This is a genomic window from Mycobacterium sp. NGS24, assembly GCF_059813065.1.
Genome location: NZ_JCALDW010000014.1, coordinates 84,684 through 107,169, shown reverse-complemented (window position 1 = coordinate 107,169; position 22,486 = coordinate 84,684). Strand labels below are relative to the sequence as shown.

At 66.5% G+C, this 22,486-nt stretch carries 16 protein-coding genes; 3 read left to right on the top strand and 13 right to left on the bottom strand.

Annotated elements, in window-relative coordinates; translation table 11 throughout:
• Window positions 1-11 precede the first annotated feature (11 nt).
• The 12 genes from AC5Y6Y_RS18220 to AC5Y6Y_RS18165 all read right to left on the bottom strand — a co-directional run bounded on the left by AC5Y6Y_RS18220 (window position 12) and on the right by AC5Y6Y_RS18165 (window position 13,360).
• Window positions 12-299, bottom strand: coding sequence for a WXG100 family type VII secretion target (locus AC5Y6Y_RS18220; RefSeq protein ID WP_463826244.1), 288 nt, complete (start codon window positions 297-299; stop codon window positions 12-14).
• Between the two features lie 40 nt (window positions 300-339).
• Window positions 340-642, bottom strand: coding sequence for a type VII secretion system ESX-1 WXG100 family target CFP-10 (gene esxB, locus AC5Y6Y_RS18215; protein ID WP_065144405.1), 303 nt, complete (start codon window positions 640-642; stop codon window positions 340-342).
• A gap of 91 nt (window positions 643-733) precedes the next feature.
• Window positions 734-1,837 carry a PPE family protein gene (locus AC5Y6Y_RS18210; protein WP_463826243.1) on the bottom strand — a complete coding sequence of 368 codons (1,104 nt, stop codon included), beginning with the start codon at window positions 1,835-1,837 and terminating at the stop codon, window positions 734-736.
• A 212-nt stretch (window positions 1,838-2,049) separates the two neighbouring features.
• Window positions 2,050-3,798 carry a type VII secretion protein EccCb gene (gene eccCb / locus AC5Y6Y_RS18205; RefSeq protein WP_473138673.1) on the bottom strand — a complete coding sequence of 583 codons (1,749 nt, stop codon included), beginning with the start codon at window positions 3,796-3,798 and terminating at the stop codon, window positions 2,050-2,052.
• A complete protein-coding gene (gene eccCa / locus AC5Y6Y_RS18200; protein WP_473138672.1) occupies window positions 3,795-6,038 on the bottom strand; it encodes a type VII secretion protein EccCa in 2,244 nt (747 codons plus the stop codon). The genes eccCb and eccCa overlap by 4 nt, the downstream gene beginning before the upstream one ends.
• Window positions 6,035-7,480, bottom strand: coding sequence for a type VII secretion protein EccB (gene eccB / locus AC5Y6Y_RS18195; RefSeq protein ID WP_473138671.1), 1,446 nt, complete (start codon window positions 7,478-7,480; stop codon window positions 6,035-6,037). The genes eccCa and eccB overlap by 4 nt, the downstream gene beginning before the upstream one ends.
• Before the next feature lie 3 nt (window positions 7,481-7,483).
• Window positions 7,484-9,214, bottom strand: a complete 1,731-nt coding sequence (gene eccA / locus AC5Y6Y_RS18190) for a type VII secretion AAA-ATPase EccA (protein WP_463826239.1) — start codon at window positions 9,212-9,214, stop codon at window positions 7,484-7,486.
• On the bottom strand, window positions 9,211-9,762 hold the full coding sequence (locus tag AC5Y6Y_RS18185; RefSeq protein WP_463826238.1) for a DUF2694 domain-containing protein: 552 nt from the start codon (window positions 9,760-9,762) through the stop codon (window positions 9,211-9,213). Before AC5Y6Y_RS18185 ends, eccA begins: the two co-directional genes overlap by 4 nt.
• A 44-nt stretch (window positions 9,763-9,806) precedes the next feature.
• Window positions 9,807-10,655 (bottom strand): ESX secretion-associated protein EspG, encoded by an 849-nt coding sequence (locus tag AC5Y6Y_RS18180; RefSeq protein ID WP_463826237.1) that lies wholly within the window; start codon window positions 10,653-10,655, stop codon window positions 9,807-9,809.
• A 2-nt stretch (window positions 10,656-10,657) separates the two neighbouring features.
• Entirely contained in the window at window positions 10,658-10,966 is a 309-nt protein-coding gene (locus tag AC5Y6Y_RS18175) for an ESX-1 secretion-associated protein (protein ID WP_463826236.1), read from the bottom strand.
• Window positions 10,967-11,057: 91 nt separating this feature from the next.
• Window positions 11,058-12,296: an EspA/EspE family type VII secretion system effector gene (locus AC5Y6Y_RS18170; protein ID WP_463826235.1), complete on the bottom strand. Its 1,239-nt coding sequence runs from the start codon at window positions 12,294-12,296 to the stop codon at window positions 11,058-11,060.
• Window positions 12,297-12,502: 206 nt separating this feature from the next.
• Window positions 12,503-13,360: an ESX-1 type VII secretion system transcriptional regulator EspM gene (locus tag AC5Y6Y_RS18165; protein ID WP_463826427.1), complete on the bottom strand. Its 858-nt coding sequence runs from the start codon at window positions 13,358-13,360 to the stop codon at window positions 12,503-12,505.
• A 515-nt stretch (window positions 13,361-13,875) separates the two neighbouring features.
• Between AC5Y6Y_RS18165 and AC5Y6Y_RS18160 the strand changes: the two genes are divergently transcribed.
• Complete coding sequence (locus AC5Y6Y_RS18160) at window positions 13,876-14,166, top strand: WhiB family transcriptional regulator (protein WP_463826234.1); 291 nt, start codon at window positions 13,876-13,878, stop codon at window positions 14,164-14,166.
• Window positions 14,167-14,181: 15 nt separating this feature from the next.
• Here the strand turns inward: AC5Y6Y_RS18160 and AC5Y6Y_RS18155 are convergent, their stop codons facing one another.
• Window positions 14,182-15,597 (bottom strand): MinD/ParA family ATP-binding protein, encoded by a 1,416-nt coding sequence (locus tag AC5Y6Y_RS18155; RefSeq protein ID WP_499918388.1) that lies wholly within the window; start codon window positions 15,595-15,597, stop codon window positions 14,182-14,184.
• A gap of 727 nt (window positions 15,598-16,324) precedes the next feature.
• Here AC5Y6Y_RS18155 and gltB point away from each other — a divergent pair.
• Both gltB and AC5Y6Y_RS18145 read left to right on the top strand, forming a co-directional pair.
• Complete coding sequence (gltB, locus tag AC5Y6Y_RS18150; RefSeq protein ID WP_463826232.1) at window positions 16,325-20,908, top strand: glutamate synthase large subunit; 4,584 nt, start codon at window positions 16,325-16,327, stop codon at window positions 20,906-20,908.
• Window positions 20,901-22,367 carry a glutamate synthase subunit beta gene (locus AC5Y6Y_RS18145; RefSeq protein ID WP_463826231.1) on the top strand — a complete coding sequence of 489 codons (1,467 nt, stop codon included), beginning with the start codon at window positions 20,901-20,903 and terminating at the stop codon, window positions 22,365-22,367. Before gltB ends, AC5Y6Y_RS18145 begins: the two co-directional genes overlap by 8 nt.
• Window positions 22,368-22,486 lie beyond the last annotated feature (119 nt).

The window sequence follows — 22,486 nt, the reverse complement described above, 5'->3', positions numbered from 1 at the left end:
AGCGCCCTTTGTCAGGCGAACATCCCGGTCACGTTGCCCTCGGTGGACTGCATGGCCTGACCGGCCTCGCTGATGGTCCGGGCCAGGTTCTGCAGCGAGTTGTTCAGCTCCTGCGCGGTGCTGTCCCACTTCTGCTGAACGCCCTGGTAGGCCTCCGAACCGCTGCCGCCCCAGGTCGCCGCGAGCTTGGTCAGCGACTGCTTTCCCTCGTCGAGCAGGGAGTGGATGCTGGAAACGTTTCCCTGGATGGTGCTGGCCGCGGCCTCGATGCCCGCGAAATTCCACTGCTGTTCTGTCATGTCGTTTGCTCCGTTTCTGGTGGTATGTGGGGGGATCGGCTCAGAAGCCCATTTGCGAGGACAGCGCCTGCTGCTGCTCTTCGTCGGCCCGGGAGTACTGGACGCCGGCCTGACGGATGTTCGTCGAAATCTCGTCGAGTTCGGCCTTCTGCTTGTTGGCGGCTTCCTGGAAGCGCACGACGGCGGCCTGGGCGGCCTGGCCGGCGGCACCCTGCCACTGACCCTGCAGCGACGCTGCGGTGGATTCGACCTGGTCGATCTGAGTCTTCAGATCACCGGAGATCCGTTCGAAGTTACCTGCCTCTTGCGCGAGGGCAGCGGCATCAGTCTTCATCTCTGCCATGCTGGACTACTTTCTCTCTTTCCAATCCTCGCCGTGGTTGGCAAGTCTTCCGGCCCGGTTGACCGGGAAGTTCCTGGTGGCTGTGGTGCGATCACCATTCGTCGTCGTCATCCCACAGCTGTTCTTCTGGTTCGTCGTGTTCGTCGCTCGCCGCGGCCGGGACCGCCAGCGCGGTCCTGGTGCCGCCGCCGGAGCCGGCACCCTGGCCCATCGCGCCGGCACCCACCGGCGCCGAACCTCCGGTCGCGGTTTCGCCGGCAGCGGCCGCCGGCATCATCGCCGGACCCACGGGCTTGTCGATCAACCCGGTCATCAGCGGCGTGCGGGTCAATGTCCCACCCGCGCCCGGGAGTGCTTCCCCGCGTAGCAATCCCGAGCCAACGCTGGCGCCCGAGCCGCCGGCGAGGGGGTGGTTCGACAGTGGGCTGGCACCGAGCAGACCCATCTGCGCTTCCTCGTCACCCAGACCCGTACCGGTGCCTGAGCTGCTGCCCAGTTGACTGAACATCGAGGTCATCTGCTGAGCGGGCTGGGCGAGTTGTTGCATCGGGCCGCTCAACTCCGCGACCTGGCCGGCCGTCGCGGACAACTGGCCCGGCGTCACGCTGCCGAGTTGGGCGGGCATCCCCAGCAGTGGGTTCGTCGCCATGGCACCTTGGCTCACCCCCGGGTCGAGGATGGCCGTCATCGGCTCGATCTTGTCGAACATGGTGTTGGCGAGCGTTTCGGCCTGGTAGATGTCCATCGCCACCGCCGCCTGGGTCCACATCCGGACGAAGTAGTCGATCTCGTTGAACGCGATCGGGACGGTGTTGATGCCGAAGAAGTTGGTCGCAGTCAGGACCGCGGTGGTGATGTGATTCATCGCGATCTCGGGCAGCGACGGTGTGGTCGCCATCGCCTGGGTGTAGGCCGCGGCCTGTGCTGTGGCCTGCATCCCGCGCGTCTTGGCCTGGGTCGAGGCGGTCTGCAACCAGGTCACCATCGGGAGGGCCGACGCGATCGCCTTGTCGCTGCTGCCGCCCGTCCAGGCCTCGCCGAGTGAGTTCAACCGGGCGGTCAATTCCGCGGCCTGGGCGTCCAGCGCGGCTGCCAGCGTCTCCCACCCGAGGGCCGCTGCCAACATCGGGGCGGGACCGGCGCCGGCCATCAGCCGAGCGGTATTCAACTCCGGTGGCATTGCGTGCCAGAACATGTGGTCAACTCCCCTCTGTTCCCGATTCGGCCAATTGCTGGAAATAATTTTCTATTTTGGTTGGACGGGCCCGCGAATATTTGCGTTCCGGACCCAAACTTCGTCGTCACCGCCGGAATTCCGTAGGCCCGATTTCTCGTTCTCCTCGGAGGCTTTCTTCGTGCGTTGCAATAATCCTAACCGGGGTCGAGGGGTGCTCCGCACACTTATTCTCAGAGCTCGTCGGGCGGTTCGATGTAGGGCGCCTGGATGACCTCCTTTCCGTCGGGCGACACGAGAAACGCCTGGCCAGGAGGCCGCCGCTTGACCTTGAACTCGCTGGACGGGAACTCCTGTTTCTCCCCGGAGAGGAACATGGTGGGCGCACCCGACCCGAACGCGGCGCCGACGAACTTGTCCATCGTGGCCTTGTATGCCTGACTCATCTGGCAGGTGACAATGATGTGCAACCCGATATCGGCCGCCGCCGGCAATAGTGGTGCCAGCGGAGCCATTGGTGGCATGCCGCTTGCGGCACCGACAATCATGTGCCAGTCGTCGACCAGTAATACGACGTCGAATCCGGTCCACCACGAACGCGAACGCAATTGCGCCGTCGTCAAATCGGTCGGCGGCAACCGCCGCTTGAGGTTCACCGCCAACGCCTGAACCGCCTCGTCCAGGCTCGCGCTGTTGCGGTTGATCGCACCGGCCTGCAGCAGGTGACTCTGCGGGACCGCGTCCAACAGGCCGGAGCGGTAGTCGGCCAGCATGAACCGCACCTGGTCGGGACTGTTGCGGGCGCAGATGGCGCGCGCGATCGCGTGGGCGATGGTCGTCTTGCCGGACTTGGCCGCACCGAAGATCAGCAGGTGTGGGTTGGTGTGCATGTGGCTGTAGGCCGGCGTGAGGTCCGCTTCACGCAGCCCGATGGGAATCTCCCAGCGGGTGCGGTAATCCGCAGCCGGCCCGGGCGGGTTCGGATCGAGCTCGTAGAGGTGGATGCGTTCGGGCAGCACCCGGACCGGGGGCGCCTTCTCGGTGGTCTGCGCGGCGATGCGTTCGACCCCGGCGGTGATCGCGTCGACGAGATTCTCCGGACTGTGCACCCCGTCGAAGCGGGGCACCCCGATCATCAGGTGGTGTTTCTCCATGGACACCGCGCGGCCCGGCCGGTTGGCCGGGATCTCCCGGGTGATGCGGTCGATCTGGGTCTCGTTGACGTCGCCGAGCCGGAACTCGATCTTGGTGCCCAGGTAGTCGCGGACACGTGACTTCAGTTCCGTCCACCGTGGCGTGGAGATGATGACGTGCACGCCGAACGCCAGGCCCTGCGCGGCCAGATCCTGCACCGGCGCTTCCAGCTCGTTGAACTCACTGACGAAGCCGGGCCACCCGTCGATGATCAGGAACACGTCGCCGTAGGGATCGGCCGCGACGGGCTGATTCGGGTCGGCGCGTAGCTGCCGGTACATCGCGATCGAGCCGACCCGGTGCTCTTTGAACATCTGCTCGCGTTGCCGCATCACGGCCTGCATCTCGGCGACCACGCGGTGGACCTTGTCGGGTTCGGAGCGGCTCGCTATGCCGCCCACGTGCGGCAGGTTCTCCAGATAGATCAGCCCGCCGCCACCGAGGTCGATGCAGTAGAACTGCACGTCGCGCGGGGAGTGGGTGGCGGCCGCCGACATCACCAACGTCTGGAGCAGGGTGGACTTTCCGGTCTGCGGTGCGCCGCCGATGCCGATGTTGCCGCCGGCACCGGACACGTCGACACCCCAGGTTTCCTGCAGGTGCCGGCGCGGCTCGTCCATGATCCCCAGGGCGAATCGCAACGGTTGTCGCCGGTCCCGGGCGATCAGTTCGTCCAGCGGCGTCGGATCGGTCAACGGCGGCAGCCACATCTTGTACGCCCGGGATTCGCCGGTGCCCAGTTGGTCGAGGATCACTTCGCGCAGGGCCCGCGTCTCGGTGTTCGTCATGACTTCACCACCTCTTCCTCGACAACCGGCGCCGCGGTGAACTGGCGGATCCGCATGGACTGCCTGCCGACCTGCGCGCCGGCACGCCCGCTGTCCCCGTTGGTGTCGGCGGCGGCCGGCGGGATGTACGGACTACCGATGTAGAAGGTGCTGAACTTCACCGGATCCTCCATGCCGACCCGCAGGAACCCGACGCCGCTTTCCTTATTGGTGATGTACTGCGCCTCGGGCGTACCGATCACCGACTTCGATTCGTGAGAACTGGTGGTGCGCAACGCTATTCGATAGGTCAGGTTCGGTTCGAGTTTGTCGATGCGGGCGCCGCCGGTCTGCAGCGACTGGGTGGCCAGCAGCAGGTGCACCCGCAGCGAGCGGCCCACCCGGCAGATGCGGTCGAACAGCGCGACGAAGTCGGGATGGCTCTGCAGCAGTTCGGCGAACTCGTCGACGACCACAAAGAGCGTTGGCAGCGGCGCCAGATCGGCACCCCGCTCGCGGTACTTCTCGTACTCGGCCACCCCGGACAGGGCGCCCGCCGCACCGACCTGGATGCCGGCCTGACGCAGGATGTTCTGCCGCCGGTCCAGCTCGCCGGTCAACACCTCACCCATCCGGCTGACCAGCTCGGCTTCTTCGGCCATGTTGGTGACGACAGCGGCGGTGTGCGGAAGTTTCTCCATACCAAGGAAAGTCGACCCGCCCTTGAAGTCGGTGAGCAGTAGGTTCACCTGATCGGGATGGGTCATCGCGACCAGCGACAGGATCAGCGTGCGCAGAAACTCCGATTTGCCCGAGCCGGTGGTGCCGATCAGCATCCCGTGCGGTCCGGCACCGAATTCGGCGCCCTCTTTGATGTCGAGGTACATCACATTGCCGGTCTTGAGTTCGTGGCCGAAGGGAATCCGCAACCGGTCCCGGTCGGTGTCGGTGTACATCCGCCAGCGGCTCGGAGTCACCTCCTCGACACTCTTGGCGCCCACCAGTTGGTGCCACTCGCTGGCCACCTTCTTCTGGACGCGTTGCGTCCGGTCGAGGATGGTTCCGGTGATCGACCAGCCGGCCAGTTTCCGGGCCACCCGGCTGGCCTCGGCCGGGGACATCCCGTCCGCGGCCGAGACCACCAGCCGAAACTGCTGGCCGGGTAGCCGGTCGTCGGCCTTGCCGTCGTCGTTGACCCGGATGCGGTAGGCCGACCCGCGGTGGTTGCCCAGCGTGATCACCGTGACTCCGGCCCGGCCGTCGGGCGGAAATCCCGCCTTGCCGCCGGTCAGGTCGACGACGACGACGTAGGGACCGGTCGGCAGCGTGTCGGGGGCGTGCGGTCCGCGCGCGGCGAGATCGGCCAGCCCGTCGGGACGGGTGTAGATCATCCGGACCGGGCCCGCCGCGTCGGTCTCGGTCTGATGCGCGACGTGCGGAAGCCATTTCAGCCAGGACCAGTCCGGGTCGTCGGGATCCTCGGTGAGCACCCGGATCTGCAACAGGTCCGGCGGGTGGAACACCGCGAGATGGCAGAGCATCGCGGTCAACAGCCGGTCGGCGCCGGGCCGGTGACCACCGATCGCGATCGTCGGAAATGTGCGGAGCTGCAGCAGCTTCGGGCAGTCGTGGATCAGACCGTGGGTGCGCAGGAACTTCACCACCCACATGTGGCTGACCGGCTCCAGGTACGGCTGGGGCGCCGCCGTGGATGCGGCCAGCTCGCCGCCGACCGCCGGCTTCAGCAACCGGTCCACCGCGGGCTGGTCACCGATCCCGATGCGGGTGGCCGCATAGAAGTCACTGTTGGCCGGCCGCGACCACTGCCGCTGGGACCCGACGATCGACAGCAGATCTTCGGGATGTGGTGCGTGGTAAGAGAAGAACGCCACCTGCGAACTGGCCGAGGAGGTGACCCGGCTGCGCAGCCCGGCCAGATAGCGCAGATACTCCTTGCGGTCGGCGTTGATTTCCGGCACTTTTTTGCCGCCACCGCCGGTGCCGCCGGCCATGCCGCCGACCATCATCATGATCATCATCAACGGCATCATCAGCATGTACGGCGACAACTGCTTGGTCCCGCCGGCCAGCATGATCGCGATCATGCCGACCATGCAGCCGCCCATCACATACGGAAGTGCCTTCTGCACACCCGACGGCGGAATCTCGATGCCGAGATCGTCGGGCGGGGTCAGGCTGATCTCACCGGGGGTCAGCCGCGGCCCGCGGGTGATGGTCGGGGTGAACTTCTTCGTCGTCATGAGGGCGCTCCAGGGGTGCCGCCGGGAACTTTTCGGGGAGTCGGATCAGCCGGCAACGTCTCGTGCTCGAGCATTGCGGCGTCCTTGGACAACACCGGCCCGTCGACCAGCAGCCGAATGATCTCCCACGGCGCGGTTTTCGGTGAGCTCAGACCGAGCGCCTTGGCCGAATCGGCGTTGGGCACCCCGTAACGCACCCCCTCGGGGTCGACGTAATACATCGATTCCCCGTAGCGCGGATCCGGGGACTGCAACCGGACGAACTTGCCGCCGTCGATGAAAATGGTTGCCGCCCCCTGGATCTGCTTGATACCGCTGTTCATCAGCGACGGTGCGATGGGCAGATGCCGCCCGGAGAGGACGGTCTGCTTGGGCGCCTGGTCCCCGGCGGCCCGTTCCCAGGTCCAGCACAGGGTGGGCTCGTCGGGGCGGGCCAGAATCTTGAGCTGCTGGTCGGGCAACGGTGAGGGGTACACCTGCTCGGGGATGCGGACCACGACGCTCGGCACCACCGCGGGAGGAGCGACCAGCCCGTGCGATTGGGTGGCGCGCAGCGCGGTCGCGGTGGTGGCGTTGACCATCGCGATGCCGTTCGGCAGCACCACGTAGTACTGCGGACCTTTTTCGGCGTGGATCTGGAACACCGACCCGATCACCAGTTCATCGGGCAGCCCGACGGTATTGGGTTCGCCCGCCCCGGGTATCGGTGGCAGCTGCCACGTGCCCTGACTGGGCAGTGCGTTGAACATGCCCTCCGAAATCGGCACAGCCTTGGCGGTGACGGGTATGCCCATCGCCGAAGTCAGGGCACGATCGTTGAGATCAATTGAGTGACGGCCCTTTTCGGTGACAATCCATTGCTGACCCTGATAGGTCGCCAGCAGCGCCTCGTTCGCATCGACCGGGTCCACCGTCGGATCGATCTTCAGCGGCATCGCGATCACCGAGGTCTGGATCAGCGGCGTGGCGGTGTCGGCGCGAGAGACCGTGTCGCACAACGTCCACACCGAGTTGTTGTCCCCGGACACCGGCGTTGCGTACGGCGCCCCGGGGATGCCCAGCGTCTGGCCCAGTGGCAATTTGGTGAGTTCGGAGGACTTCACGGTGGCCGGGTTGGCCGGATTGCCCAGCACCAGCCGCGCCGAGGTCAGGTTGTAGACCGGGTGCAACTGCCCCGAGACGATCACATAGAGCTCGTTGGTGGCGCGGTCGGTGAGAAGTGTGGTGCCGCCGAGCTTTCCCTGCGGTTTGAAGTACGCCAGCAGCCCCGCGCCCACCAGGATCACCACCGCGATGACGATGCCGAGCCACACCGAACGGCTGTAGAACTGCAGCGGGTCGTCGAACATGCGGGTGTCGCGTCGCACGATCGCGTGCTCGACGCGGCGGAGCAGGAAGCGCCACCCGCTGACCTGAACCTTGGTGGTCAGGCGAAGCCCCATGTGTCACTCTCTCATGTTGAGGTGGGCATGCACCGCGGCGATTGCCTCGGCCATGTCCGCGTTGTTGATCTCCTGCAGTCGGTCCACATCCAGAGCTTCGATGTCCAGGCCCTGCGCCAGGCGCATGTCCCGGCACTGTTCGGCAGCCTCGACCAGTTGCCGTGCGTAACGGCCGTTTCCGGCGATGTCCAGCGCCGGCCGGCCACGCAAAGTCCGATCGTGCAGCACCTTGGCCGCCGCCAGGAAGGCATCGGCCGCTTCCCCGCTGAGCGTCGAATCATTGGCGGCGGCAATGACCTTCGCAATCTCGAGGAGTTCGTCGGGGCTGTAGGTATCGAACTCGATGCGGGTGGCGAAGCGCGACCGCAGGCCCTCGTTGGTTTCCAGCAGCCGGTCGATGTCGTTGCTGTAGCCGGCGATGATCACCACCAGCCGGTCGCGGTCATTCTCCATTCGCGCCAGCAAGGTGTCCAGCGCCTCCTGCCCGAACGGGTCGGTGCGGCCATCCCGTTCCTGCACAAGGGCGTACGCCTCGTCGATGAACAGCACCCCGCCCAGGGCCTGATCGATGGTCTTGGTGGTCTTGACGGCCGACTGACCCTCGTACTCGGCGACGAAGTCCTTGCGTGAGGTCTCGACCAGCTTGGGTTCGGAGATCACCCCGAGCCCGGCAAGCATGTTCGCGACAACGCGCGCAATCGTCGTCTTGCCGGTGCCAGGCGGACCGGTGAAAATCATGTGCTTGCTGGGCTGGGCCACCTTCATGCCTTTGGCGGCGCGGACCCGCGCCATCAGGGTCGCCGCGCGGTAGCGCTCGATCTGCGTCTTGACCCGGGTCAGCCCGATCTGACGGTCCAACTCGGCCTGGGCGTCGGCAAGCAGCGCCTCGCGGCCGGAGTTGTCGGTCACCACACTGGCCGGGTCCCACGGATCCGATCGGGAGGAGATCTGCTCGGCTGTGGTGGTCTGCAACCGGTAGGACGGATCCTTCAGTGCCGCTGCGACTTTCGGATCCGGATGGGTGGTCTGCAGCCATTCCAGCAGCGCCACCGCGGCGTCCTCGTTGCCTTGGCTGCGCCGCGACAGGGCCAGGAACCACGCGATGGCCCGGGCGCACGCTTCACCGGCCGGTGAGTCGTTGGCTTCGGTCAGCCGGCGTTCAGCCTCGGTGAACAAACCCAGATTCGCCGCCGCCACACCGTGCGCCACCCCGGCGGCACCGGTCAGGAACTTGTCCGGCCACTTGCCGGCGCCCTTCACCTGGTCGATCACGTCCGTCCAGCGTTCGGCCGCGCCGTAGATCACCGCCTTGAGCCACGCGACCAGATGCTCGGACCCGCCCGCCGCCCCGGGGGCCATGGCGTCCAGAGCTTCCAGCGCGTCGGCGTAATTACCTTGCGCTGCTTCAGATGCCGCGAAGCCCATCGTCACCGCAAGTGGTGAGGTGACCGGATAGGTGATGTCGCCGTACAGACCCCCGATCGGGACCCTGGCGTTGAGCGTGCTCATCGAAATCTGCGCGGCCCCGGAAAGCCGGCCGAAATTGCGGCGCGAGTACCAGGCCCGGAACAGCGTCACGCGATCGGTGTCACCGCAGCGGATCCTGCCCACCCACGCGTCGCACGCCGACTCGTCGTCATTGGTGATCTCGGTGAACAGGTCCAGTGACCGTGCCTCCGACAACGGCAGCATGCCGACGGCACTGTCGAACAGACCGGCCAGGCGATCAGTCATTGATCACCGTTGTACCGGGCGGTGTAGTCCACGTCGTAGCGGGAGGCGAACACCTCTGCTTCCCGGGCGGCCGCCTCTTCCGGCGTCGGCAGATTCAGTGTCATGCCGACGAATTCGTGCAGCAGCGCGTTCTGTTGCGCGTCGCCGCCGGTCATCTCGCCCATGTTCTCGACCATGAAGGTGTGTTGGGCGGCCCGCGCCTTCTGCCGGGCCAGGTCGGCGATGACGAAAATTTCTTCGGCAAGCCCCGATTCGGACATGCTCGATGCCCGATCGGTCACGGTGATCTGCTGCACGCGGCCGTCCATCAACGCCGTCACCGACACCGAACCCTGCGGATTGGTGACGGTGAACAACGCCAGCTCGGGTTCCTCCTCCTGCTCGGTCAGCCCGCTCAGTGCATCGAGTTCGGTTCCGGAGCCGTCGGTTTCGGTCGGTGGGGCATAGTCACCGAGCACGTCGAGCGAGGACTCTTCGACGACGGCACCGCCGGAGAAATCCAGCGCCCCGAGGTCGTCGCTGTCGTAGTCGTTACCGGGCAGGTCCACTGTGGCGTCCCTTTCTGGACTGGTATCGGGAAAGTTCGCGGGCGTTACGCGGAGGCTTCGGCATGGTCCAACCAAGATCCGGCGGGCAGCAGCTCGAGCAGGCCGTCCAGCGCGCGTTGCAGATTCTGTTGGGTGCCGGCGAGAAAACTCCCGTACAGCTCGCCGCCCACCCGGCGGGGCAGCGAGACCAGACGCCCGTGCTCGGAGTCCAGAACGCCTGCGGCTGCGGGGGTGGTGGTGGTGGTCCCCCCGGGATGGCGCTGGCTGGCGACGATCTCGACCCAGCTGGTCGGGTTGCTGACGATCTCGCTATAGATGCGCGCCTGCGCCGGCGGAACGCCGTGCCGCGTCAGGTGTGCGGCCGTCGTGCACTCGGCGAGCTCGCTGGCGACCCCGGTCAGCGGCTCGACGGGCGCCGGCTCCGCTGAGCCCAGCACGGTCGTCACCATGCCGGCCAACCCGACCTGCGGCGCCACCAACTGCAACACCAGCATGTCGTCGTCGCGGGCCGCGACCACGTGGGTATCACCCTTGCGGCACACCACAAATCGGACCATCACGCCGGCGGCACCCGCGCCGGCTCTGTCGCGGCGCCACCAACGGCATTCCAGCGTGCGGTCGGCGCGACTGATGGTCTCAACCATCGACGCCACCCCCGGGTGCGGTTGCCCGTTGTGGTCCAGCACCCCCTGCGCGGTGAGGTCGCGCCGCACCTGGTCCCAGACCACGTCCCGCAGCTCCTCTTGGGGGATGTTGGGCCGAATGCCAAGTGCGACCGGGAAATCGACCAGGTGCAACCGATCGGCGATGACCAGCATCCCGTCGATGGTGACCTCCACGCCGACGACATCGTCAACGAGGCCCGCGCGGCCGGAAGCGAGCGGACCGGACATGATCAGCCGAAGATCTTGTCGATGACGCCGGCCAGCCCCTGGTCGGAATTGAGGTAGGCGGTCGCAGCCGAGATCAGGTTGGTGGCCAGCCCGGTGCTGACGCCCTGCACACCCTTACCGGTGTTGCTGCGGCTGGTTTCCAGGTCACGCAACGCGTTGTTGAATTTCGACGTGAACGAACCGTGGGTCATCGAGACGCGTCCGCTGATCCCGGTGACCGAATTGGTGGCGGTGCCGAATTGTCCGGCGATTTCGGTCTGCATGCCGGAGAGCACCTTCAGGAACGAAGGTACGACTTCGAGAACTGACATGGGGCAGAACCTTCCTCTACGTTTAACTTTTTTACTCGCTATGGCATTGGCTTGTTAGGGGTTTGGCCGAGTTGAGGCCGACTGCTTGGACTTACAGGACGGTGCCCGACTGGCTCTGGCCGCCGGTTCCCACATCGACGGGCGCACGCTCGCCGCCGGCAACCCCGGCCGCCGCGCCCGCACCCTGGTCGTCCCGGTCGTCCTGCTGGCCCCCTTGCTGGGCCTGCGAGGAGATCATCTGCGCCTGTTGACTGGCCATGTTGCCCATCTGACCCGGGCCGCCGCCGGCAGCCATGAGTTGCTGGAGCTGGCCCATGGTCGAGCTGATCTGCCCGACGCCCGGCAGTTGGGCGAAGCTGAGCAGGTTTCCGAAGCTCAGCACGGGCAGGCCGGCGAAGCCGCCCAAAAAGTCCGGCAGCGCGGCCAGTTCGGTCCAGGTGGGCAGTTTGCCCAAGTTGCCCACGCCCGGGAAGAGGTCGCCCAGCCCGGGCAGGCCGGGGAACACGTCGGGGATGCTGGGCAGGCCGGGCAGGTTGGGGAAGCCGGGGATGAGGCCGCCGAGGTCGGGGATGACGCCGCCGAAGTCGGGCAGGCCGGGGATGGACGGCCACTGGAATTCGGGCAGCCCCGGGATCGGCAGGTTGAAGTCCGGGACACCGACCTGCGGCGGCCAGGTGAACTCGGGCAGGCCCGGGATGTTGGGCAGGCCGGGGATCGGGAGGTCGGGCAGTTTCGGCGGCCAGATGGTGTCGATGATGCCGCCGATGATGTCGGGAATCAGCCCGGCCAGCTTGGGCAGGTTCGTCAAGATGTCGAGCAGCCGGCCGCCGAGTCCGATCATGTTGAACGCGTTCATGGCGGTCATGATCGTCAGGTAGAGCAGGGCGCCGCCGACAACCGTCATCGCCAGTGCGCAGGCCGGGATCGCCATCGCCACCGAAAGGGCGTCGCCGACGATCCAGAGGTTGTCTTCACACCATTTGCAGGCCTTGTACACGCCGTCGACCATGCTCTTCATCGCGCGTAGCACCTTGCGCGTGCTTTCGACGTGTTCGGCCTGATTCGAGATCAGGTTGCCGGTCAAATCGTCGATTTCACCCATCAGCTTGGCACGCAGTTGTTGCGCGGTGTTCTGGTTCAAATAGGCATCGGCGGCCTGGCCGATCCAGTTGGTGCCCGGAATGGCGAGGCCGATCTTGTCGGCCACGCCTTTGAACAGTGAGGAGCCGGCGTTGAAAACGTCGCCCGGGTCGGGAATGCCGTCGCCCAGCAGAAACAACTGCGTGTAAATGAAGTTGCTGGTGGTCTTGCAAATCGCGCTACCCGACATTTGCGTGGTTCCTTACGTTGGCTGTTGGCGTGCACGGACGATTTTCGTTATGCACTTTCGCATCGTGTGTCGAGCTTAACAGCGCTGCGACCGAGCTCAATGCACGAATTTTCTGGTGGGAGTGGATGTTTCGCGGGCACGGCAGGTACCCGCGCACCACGGAGTACCGGGGCAACAACGACGTTCCCCGTACCATCCCGCTCATTTCAATTGATCTGGCTGATAAGTGCTTCGATCGCAGCGGCGGCGTCCGGCGGCAACACTTCCTCCGCCTCGGCACGAACGATCGTTTCTTCGCTGACTCCGGCTGCGAGGGCCGTTTCATGGGCGGAAAGATTTGCACGCCGGCGCGCGGCATATAACCGCTGCGCGAGCGTGGCGCCGGGAGCCGTGGCACCCAAGGTCATCAATTCGTCGTGATAGCGACGCACGGCGCCCATGGCCTTGATGAGTTCCGGCGTTATCCGACTGATCCGCGTGGCCTGAACGGCGATTCCCTCGAGCTGGCGCAAATCGGCCAGAATGGGCGCTGCGCGCTCGGTGAATTCGGGATCCTCCGGCGCGGGCAATGCGGCGATCGCCAAACTGCAGGTGTCCACGGCGGCGGCCACCGCCTGGGCGATCAGCGATGCCGGGCCGTCGGCCGTCGGCGGGGGTGGTGGCGGCACCGGCGGGGCCGGCGCGGGTTGGGTGGCGACCGCCTCGCCGTCACGGATGCGCTCGATCGTCCCGGCCGGCCACTGCAGCACCTCTTCGAGCTTGGCGCGAGTCCGGTCGCGGGGCCAGCTACGGCCCTTCTCGAAGGCGATCAACGCACCCGCGTTGATGATGCCGTCGGCGGCGAGGCTGCGCTGACTGATGTCGAGCTCGCGCCGACGCGCCGCCGCGGCGGCGCCGGCCCGGGCCAGCCCGGGATCGACTTCGGGGGACTGGTCGACCGGCTCGTGTCCTGCCGGACGGTCCCGAGCGTGCTCTTCAGGCGAATTGGACGGCCTGACGGCTTCGAACGTCAACGCCTTGCCTCCAGTGAGTTGGCCGAACCGGATGTGGGACACGGTGCGCATATTGATCCTGGCGGGTCGCGCGGCGTCGAGCTTGAGCGCGGCCAGCGCAGCTGGACCGACGGTCGACTCGGTGTCAGGCATCTGCGGAGAGTCCTCGCTCGTGGATTCCAGAGCGGCCGGCCGCACGCACCCTCCGCTAGCCAACATCGTAACCGTTGCACCCTTTCATTGCTATACCTTCGCTACGCTCTTCTCAGCGGTCAGATGGTGCGGCGCATCCCGCTATAACCGGTCTACCGCTACGGTTAAGCCTAACGCCAAGCACACATGTCGGTGCGCACTTCTTTGGCGGTGGTCGCCGGGACCAGCCGTTCACGAGCAAACCCACAGCAAATTGGCAGGAAAAAACCCCTGGTGATACCAGGTTTCGTCGAGTAGGCGAGGGCTGCCTCCGCAAAACGTAGCGCCGTCCTCAGCATGGTCATAAACAAACTGTTGCACTGCGACGGTTATTGCTATACCGTTCTGCGGCAGAGGGGCACAACCTGCAACGCTTTATGGAGGAACGTAAAGACATGACCGCAACGACTCTCTCTTCGGTCCCGCAGCTGGGCGTGTGCACCCAAGACCCCGACCGTTGGACCACGACGCCCGACGCCGAGGCCAAGACCCTGTGCCGGGCGTGCCCGCGCCGGTGGCTGTGTGCCAAGGAAGCGGTGGAATTGCCTGGCGCGGAAGGCCTTTGGGCCGGCGTGGTGATCCCGGACTCCGGCCGGGCGCGGACGTTCGCGCTCAACCAACTGCGGTCGCTGGCCGAGCGCAACGGTTTCCCGGTCCGGGAGCGGATCGCCGCCCAGTCGGCGTGATGCGACGAATGCTGGTCAGCGGTCCTGCCGGCCCGGGGGGGTGCTGACGTTCGCCGGATCGGGCTGACGATTCGGGACCGGCTGGTCACGAAAGCGATCCGTCGGCGCGGCCGGGTTCCGCGATCCGAAATAGCCCGTGATCATCGCCGCGACCTGGAGAAACTTCAGGCGCGTCGCCGCCGCCAGCTGTTCGGTGACGTCGATGACGCCACCGGGTCGCAGGTGGGGATCGAAGGGAACCTCGACCACCGGCTGGCCGTGGTCGACGAACTCGCGAGCCAACAATGACCGGGTGCGTTTGTCGGCGTGGCCGTCGGAGTCGTTGAGCACGACCACGCTGCGTTGCAGCAGATCCCGAAGGTCATGGTCGGCCAACCACTCGACCGTCTTGGCCGCAGCGGCGGCGCCGTCCGCCCACGGCGAGGAAACTACGATCAGCGCGTCCAAGTCGCGCAACACTTCCCGCGTGACGGCAGCATCCATGGTGGAGCCGCAGTCGATGACCGAGATCGCGAAGTGGCGGTCCAGCCGTAGCGCAGCCTCGCGGTACACGGCCGGATCCAGCACCCGGCGGGGACCCGCCGCCGGCTCACCGCCCAGCACATAGAGGCCGGCGGCATTGCGGCCCACCCGCGACGTCACGTCGGCGAAGGTCTGCAGGTTCTTGTCGGCGGTAAACTCCCAGAACGAGCCGGTGGTACGCGGATCGATGCGGCTGCTCAGTCGGCCGAACGCGGTGTCGGCGTCGATCGCGACCACGCGGTCCTGCTGGCGTAGCTCGGCCAGGATCGAGCCCACGCTGGCGGCGACAGAGGTCTTCCCGACACCACCCTTGCCCAGGACGCCGACCTTGTGGTTGCCGTGCAGCGCGACTCGGATGGCCGCCTCGAATTGCGCGGCGCTGCGTTGCGCGGCCGATGGGCCGGGGTCAACGAGCCCGAAGGTGGCCACCTGCACCACGCGCCGCCAGCCGCGGTGTGCGGGCTGGGATCGGCGCGCCGGCGCCGCCCCGGTACCCGGCCAGGAGATCGGCGGAGGAACGTCACGGCGCTGCGGCGGCGCTGGGCTTCGGTGCGGGCTCGGCGTCGGATGCGGTGCCGGGGGCGGTCGGTGCTGCACCGGGCCGGGCGGCGCGGCGGGCATGGCTGGCGGGGGCGGGGGCGGGGGCGGCACGGCGCGCGGCGCGGGCTCGGGCACTGCAGCAGGTGGGGTGGCGTCTTCGGCCGGCGGCGGCGGGGCGAATGTCGCTCGTGGGGTCTCGGTCGCTGCCGGCGGGCTGGGGGCGGGGTGCGGCGGACGGGGCGGGACCGGCGGCCGGAAACCCGTGGTCGGCGCCGGACGCGGGGAGGCGGGCGGTGCCTCGGGCGGACGCGCAGGCACCGGCTGGTCGGGCCGCACGCGGTTGCGCAGGAATTCCTGGGGCTCGTTCATGGGCTCCTCGGGGTGCGACGGCGGCGGATCGGCACGCCGGTGCCTGGCCATTTCCGATTCCCGCGTGATGAACCCCACGGTCCGATCGGCCGGCGCCGGACGCTTCACCCCAGTATCGACCACCCGCAGCTCGGGCTGAACCGGGTGACTCCCACACCGGGACGCAACCCGGCCGCTCGTGGGCAACAACCAGATCTGCGCAAACTCGCCTACCCGACGGGTTGACCGCTCCCGCCCGGCGCGAACGCGGCCGATCTCGATTCGGCCGACTTGGCTGCCACGCCTTTTCGGCTACGGTGTTGCCGGTGTGACTGTTGGTCCGGCAGCCGACGACGACGGATCGGCAGCCCAACCCGCGCACTCAGCAAACCGGGACGGGCGACCGGGCCGGCCGCCGGAGCGGTCCACCATCGACACCGGACGTCGCACGGCTGTCAAATGCTGGTAACGGCGAATTTACGGCCCTGCGAGCAGGCAAGTTAGTATGGGTAAGTTGGCATGTCAGGCGGTTTTTGTCCTATCGTTTTAAGACTTGTCGAGACCAGGTACAGGACGACCGTTCAGCGCTGCACGGACGAAGTCCTGACCGGATTATCTCCGCTAGGCGGACAGCCTATCGACCAGAGCGCAGGGGCTTAGCCCGCAACCTCCGGGTGCGGCTCCTCGATCAGGAAAAGTCGATCCGCAAAGCGGCGGTGCAGAAAGTCTGCTGAAGGGTTAGGTGGGTATGACGCCCAGGCGCGTCGGGCTTTACAACCCCGCATACGAACACGATTCGTGCGGGGTCGCCATGGTCGTGGACATGCACGGCCGGCGCAGCCGCGACATCGTGGACAAGGCCATCACCGCGCTGCTCAACCTCGAACACCGCGGTGCCGCCGGCGCCGAACCGCGCAGCGGTGACGGCGCGGGGATCATGATCCAGGTGCCCGATGCGTTCCTGCGGGACATGGTGGACTTCGAACTGCCGGAGGCGGGCAGCTATGCCACCGGCATCGCGTTTTTGCCGCAGTCGGCCAAGGACGCCGCCACCGCCTGCGCGGCGGTCGAGAAGATCGCCGAATCCGAGGGTCTGCAGGTGCTCGGCTGGCGCAACGTGCCCACCGACGACTCGTCGCTGGGCGCGCTGTCACGCGATGCGATGCCCACCTTCCGCCAGGTTTTCATGGCCGGCGCCTCGGGCATGACGCTCGAACGTCGCGCCTACATCGTCCGCAAGCGGGCCGAACACGAACTCGGCACCAAGGGCCCCGGCCAGGACGGACCGGGCCGGGAGACGGTGTATTTCCCGAGCCTGTCCGGCCAGACGCTGGTCTACAAGGGCATGTTGACCACCCCGCAGCTCAAGGCCTTCTATCTCGACCTGCAGGACAACCGGGTGACCAGCGCACTGGGCATCGTGCACTCCCGGTTCTCCACCAACACGTTCCCGTCGTGGCCGTTGGCGCACCCATTCCGGCGGGTGGCGCACAACGGAGAGATCAACACCGTCACCGGCAACGAAAACTGGATGCGGGCCAGAGAGGCGCTGATCAAGACCGACGTCTTCGGTTCGGAAGACGACGTGGAGAAGCTGTTCCCGATCTGCACCCCCGGGGCGTCCGACACCGCGCGCTTCGACGAGGTGGTCGAGCTGTTGCACCTGGGCGGCCGGTCGCTGCCGCACGCCGTGTTGATGATGATTCCCGAGGCCTGGGAACGCAACGAGTCGATGGATCCCGCCCGGCGGGCGTTCTACGAGTACCACGCCTCGTTGATGGAGCCGTGGGACGGCCCGGCGTCGATCACGTTCACCGACGGCACCATCGTCGGCGCCGTGCTGGACCGAAACGGTCTGCGCCCGTCGCGAATCTGGGTCACCGACGACGGCCTGGTCGTGATGGCCTCAGAGGCCGGTGTGCTGGACGTCGACCCGTCCAAGGTGGTCAAGCGGATGCGGCTGCAGCCGGGCCGGATGTTCCTGGTGGACACCACCCAGGGCCGGATCGTGGCCGACGAGGAGATCAAGGCCCAGCTGGCCGCCGAGCACCCTTATCAGGAGTGGTTGGACAAAGGTCTGGTTCCGCTCGACAAGTTGCCGGCCAACAAATACGTGCGCATGCCGCATCACCGTCTCGTCATGCGGCAGCAGGCCTTCGGCTACACCTATGAGGAACTCAACCTGCTGGTGGCGCCGATGGCCCGCACCGGCGCCGAGCCCCTGGGCTCCATGGGTACCGATACGCCGATCGCGGTGCTGTCCAAGCGTCCGAAGATGCTCTACGACTATTTCCACCAACTATTCGCCCAGGTGACCAACCCGCCCCTGGACGCGATCCGGGAAGAGGTCGTCACCAGTCTGCAGGGCACCACCGGCGGAGAGCGCGACCTGCTCACGCCGGACGAGAACTCCTGTCGCCAGATCGCGCTGCCGCAGCCGATCCTGCGCAATTACGAGCTGGCCCGGCTGATCAATCTGAACCCGGAGGACGAAGTCAACGGGCGGCCACATGGCATGCGGTCCACAGTGATTCGCTGTCTGTACCCGGTCGCCGAAGGGGGCGCCGGGTTGGCCGCCGCGCTGGACGAGGTGCGGGCGCAGGCGTCGGCGGCCATCGCCGACGGGGCACGCGTGATCATCTTGTCCGACCGCAACTCCGACGAGGCGATGGCGCCGATTCCGTCGTTGCTCGCGGTGTCGGGCGTGCACCACCACCTGGTGCGGGACCGGACCCGTACGCATGTGGGTCTCGTCGTGGAATCCGGTGACGCCCGCGAGGTGCACCACATGGCGCTGCTGATCGGGTGCGGGGCTGCGGCGATCAACCCGTATCTGGTGTTCGAGTCGATCGAGGACATGATCGACCGCGGCGTCATCGAGGGCATCGAACGCAATAAGGCGCTGAACAACTACGTGAAGGCCGCCGGCAAGGGCGTGCTCAAAGTGATGTCCAAGATGGGCATTTCGACGCTGGCGTCCTACACGGGTGCGCAACTGTTCCAGGCGGTCGGCGTCTCCGAGGATGTGCTCGACGAGTACTTCACCGGTATGGCCTGTCCGACCGGCGGTGTCACGCTGGACGACATCGCCGCCGATGTCGCGACCCGGCACGCGCTGGCCTATCTGGACCGCCCCGACGAGCGTGCGCACCGCGAACTCGAGGTGGGCGGGGAGTACCAGTGGCGCCGCGAGGGCGAGTACCACCTGTTCAACCCGGAGACCGTCTTCAAGCTGCAGCACTCCACTCGCACCGGCCAGTATTCGATCTTCAAGGAGTACACCCGGCTGGTCGACAACCAGAGCGAGCGGATGGCATCGCTGCGCGGGCTGCTCAAATTCCGTGCGGGCGTGCGTCCTTCGATACCGATCGAGGAGGTGGAACCGGCCAGTGAGATCGTCAAGCGCTTCTCGACCGGGGCCATGAGCTATGGCTCGATCTCCGCCGAGGCGCACGAGACGCTGGCCATCGCGATGAACCGGTTGGGTGCCCGGTCCAACAGCGGCGAAGGCGGTGAGGACGTCAAGCGCTTTGACCCCGACGCCAACGGGGATTGGCGACGCAGCGCGATCAAGCAGGTCGCCTCCGGGCGGTTCGGCGTCACCTCGCACTACCTGACCAACTGCACCGACATCCAGATCAAGATGGCTCAGGGCGCCAAACCCGGTGAGGGCGGCCAACTTCCGGGGCACAAGGTGTATCCGTGGGTCGCGTCGGTAAGGCACTCCACACCCGGCGTCGGCTTGATCTCGCCGCCACCGCACCACGACATCTATTCGATCGAGGATCTCGCACAGTTGATCCACGACCTGAAGAACGCCAACCCGTCGGCGCGCGTGCACGTCAAGCTGGTGTCCGAGAACGGCGTCGGCACCGTTGCGGCCGGAGTCTCCAAGGCGCACGCCGATGTGGTGCTGATCTCGGGGCACGACGGCGGTACCGGCGCGACCCCGCTGACGTCGATGAAGCATGCGGGTGCCCCGTGGGAGTTGGGTCTGGCCGAAACTCAGCAGACCCTGCTGCTCAACGGTTTACGTGACCGCATCGTGGTCCAGGTGGACGGCCAGCTCAAGACCGGACGCGACGTGATGATCGCGACGCTCCTCGGCGCCGAGGAGTTCGGCTTCGCCACAGCGCCTTTGGTGGTGGCGGGCTGCATCATGATGCGTGTCTGCCATCTGGACACCTGCCCGGTGGGGGTGGCCACCCAGAACCCGCTGCTGCGGGAGCGGTTCGCCGGGAAGCCGGAATTCGTGGAGAACTTCTTCATGTTCATCGCCGAAGAAGTGCGGGAGTACATGGCTCAGTTGGGTTTCCGCACCATCAACGAGGCCGTCGGTCAGGCCGGGGCGTTGGACACCACCCTGGCGCGCGCGCTGTGGAAGGCGCACCGACTGGACCTGACCCCGGTGCTGCACGAGCCCGAGTCGGCGTTCATGAATCAGGATCTGTATTGCAGTTCGCGCCAGGACCACGGCCTGGACAAGGCGCTGGACCAGCAGTTGATCGTGATGAGCCGCGAGGCGCTGGATTCGCAGAAGCCGGTCCGGTTCTCCACCAACATCAGCAACGTGAACCGCACGGTGGGTACCATGCTCGGCCACGAGGTGACCAAAGCCTATGGCGGCCAAGGGTTACCGGACGGCACCATCGACATCACCTTCGAAGGGTCCGCCGGCAACAGCTTCGGCGCGTTCGTGCCCAGGGGCATCACGTTGCGCATCTACGGTGACGCCAACGACTACGTGGGCAAGGGACTTTCCGGCGGCCGGATCGTGGTGCGGCCGTCGGACAACGCGCCCGAGGGCTATGTGGCCGAGGACAACATCATCGGGGGCAACGTGATTCTGTTCGGTGCCACCAGCGGCGAGGTCTACCTGCGCGGTGTGGTCGGCGAGCGGTTCGCTGTCCGCAACTCCGGTGCGCACGCCGTGGTGGAGGGTGTGGGCGACCACGGCTGCGAATACATGACCGGTGGGCGGGTGGTCATCCTGGGCCGTACCGGCCGCAACTTCGCCGCCGGCATGTCCGGTGGTGTGGCCTATGTCTACGATCCCGACGAGGAATTGCCGAACAACTTGAACATCGAGATGGTGGACCCGGAAACACTGGACGACGAGGACGCCGAGTTCGTGAAGGGCATCATCGAGGCGCACGTCGATGCCACCGATTCCGCTGTGGGCCAACGCATTCTGGCTGACTGGCGGGGCCAGCAGCGCCACTTCGTGAAGGTGATGCCGCGGGACTACAAGAAGGTGCTGTCGGCGATCGCCGAAGCAGAACGCGACGGTGTGGACGTGGACAAGGCGATCATGGCGGCGGCTCATGGCTGACCCGACCGGCTTCCTGAAGTACACGCACCGCGAGCTGCCCAAGCGGCGGCCGGTCCCGTTGCGGTTGAAGGACTGGCACGAGGTGTACGAGGAGTTCGACGTCGACACCTTGCGGCATCAGGCGACTCGCTGCATGGACTGCGGAATTCCGTTCTGTCACCACGGTTGTCCGTTGGGCAACCTGATCCCGGAATGGAACGACCTGGTACGACGGGGCCACTTCCGCGATGCCATCGAGCGCCTGCACGCGACGAACAACTTCCCCGACTTCACCGGTCGGCTGTGCCCGGCGCCATGCGAACCGGCGTGCGTGCTCGGCATCAATCAGGAGCCGGTGACGATCAAGCAGATCGAGCTGGAGATCATCGACCGGGCCTTCGACGAGGGCTGGGTGAAACCGCTGCTGCCGCACTGCGATACCGGCAAAACCGTTGCGGTGGTGGGTTCGGGCCCCGCCGGTTTGGCGGCGGCTCAGCAGCTGACGCGGGCCGGGCATCATGTCACGGTGTTCGAGCGGGAGGACCGGATCGGCGGGTTGCTGCGTTACGGCATCCCCGAGTTCAAGATGGAAAAGCGTGTGCTGGACCGGCGGCTGGAGCAGATGGCGGCCGAGGGCACCGAGTTCAAGGCCGGCGTGAACGTCGGGGAGGACCTCACCGCCGAGCAGTTGCTGGCCGATTTCGATGCGGTCGTGCTGGCCGGGGGCGCCACCGCCTGGCGCGACCTGCCGGTGCCGGGCCGGGACCTGGACGGCATCCACCAGGCGATGGAGTATCTGCCGTGGGGCAATCGGGTCCAGGAGGGGGACGACGTACTAGGCCCCGACGGCGAGCCGCCGATCACCGCCAAGGGCAAGAAGGTGGTGATCATCGGCGGCGGCGACACCGGTGCCGACTGTCTGGGCACCGCCCACCGTCAGGGCGCGGCCAGCATCCACCAGTTCGAGATCATGCCGCGTCCGCCGGAGACCCGCGCCGAGTCGACGCCCTGGCCCACCTATCCGTTGATGTACCGGATCGCCTCAGCCCATGAAGAGGGCGGCGAACGGGTGTTCTCGGTCAACACCGAAGAGTTCATCGGCAAGGACGGGCACGTCACCGCGCTCAAGGTGCACGAGGTGACGATGCAGGACGGCAAGTTCGTCAAGGTCGAGGACTCCGACTTCGTGCTCGAAGCGGACCTGGTGTTGCTGGCGATGGGTTTCGTCGGCCCCGAGCAGCCGGGGTTGCTGACCGACCTCGGGGTCAAGCTCACCGAGCGTGGCAACGTTGCCCGCGGCGACGATTTCGACACTTCGGTGCCGGGTGTGTTCGTGGCCGGCGACATGGGCAGGGGTCAGTCCCTGATCGTCTGGGCGATCGCCGAGGGTCGTGCCGCAGCGGCCGGGGTGGACCGTTTCCTGATGGGATCCACCGCCCTGCCGGCGCCCATCAAGCCGACCGCTGCGCCACTGCGCTAACCACACCAGTCACATCTGAAACATTTGATAAATCGTCGGCGTGCCTTCCGGCGTTTGCCAGAGCCTCAGGTGTCTAATAACTGACTGTGGGCCGCATCACACAGTCCCAATACATAAGG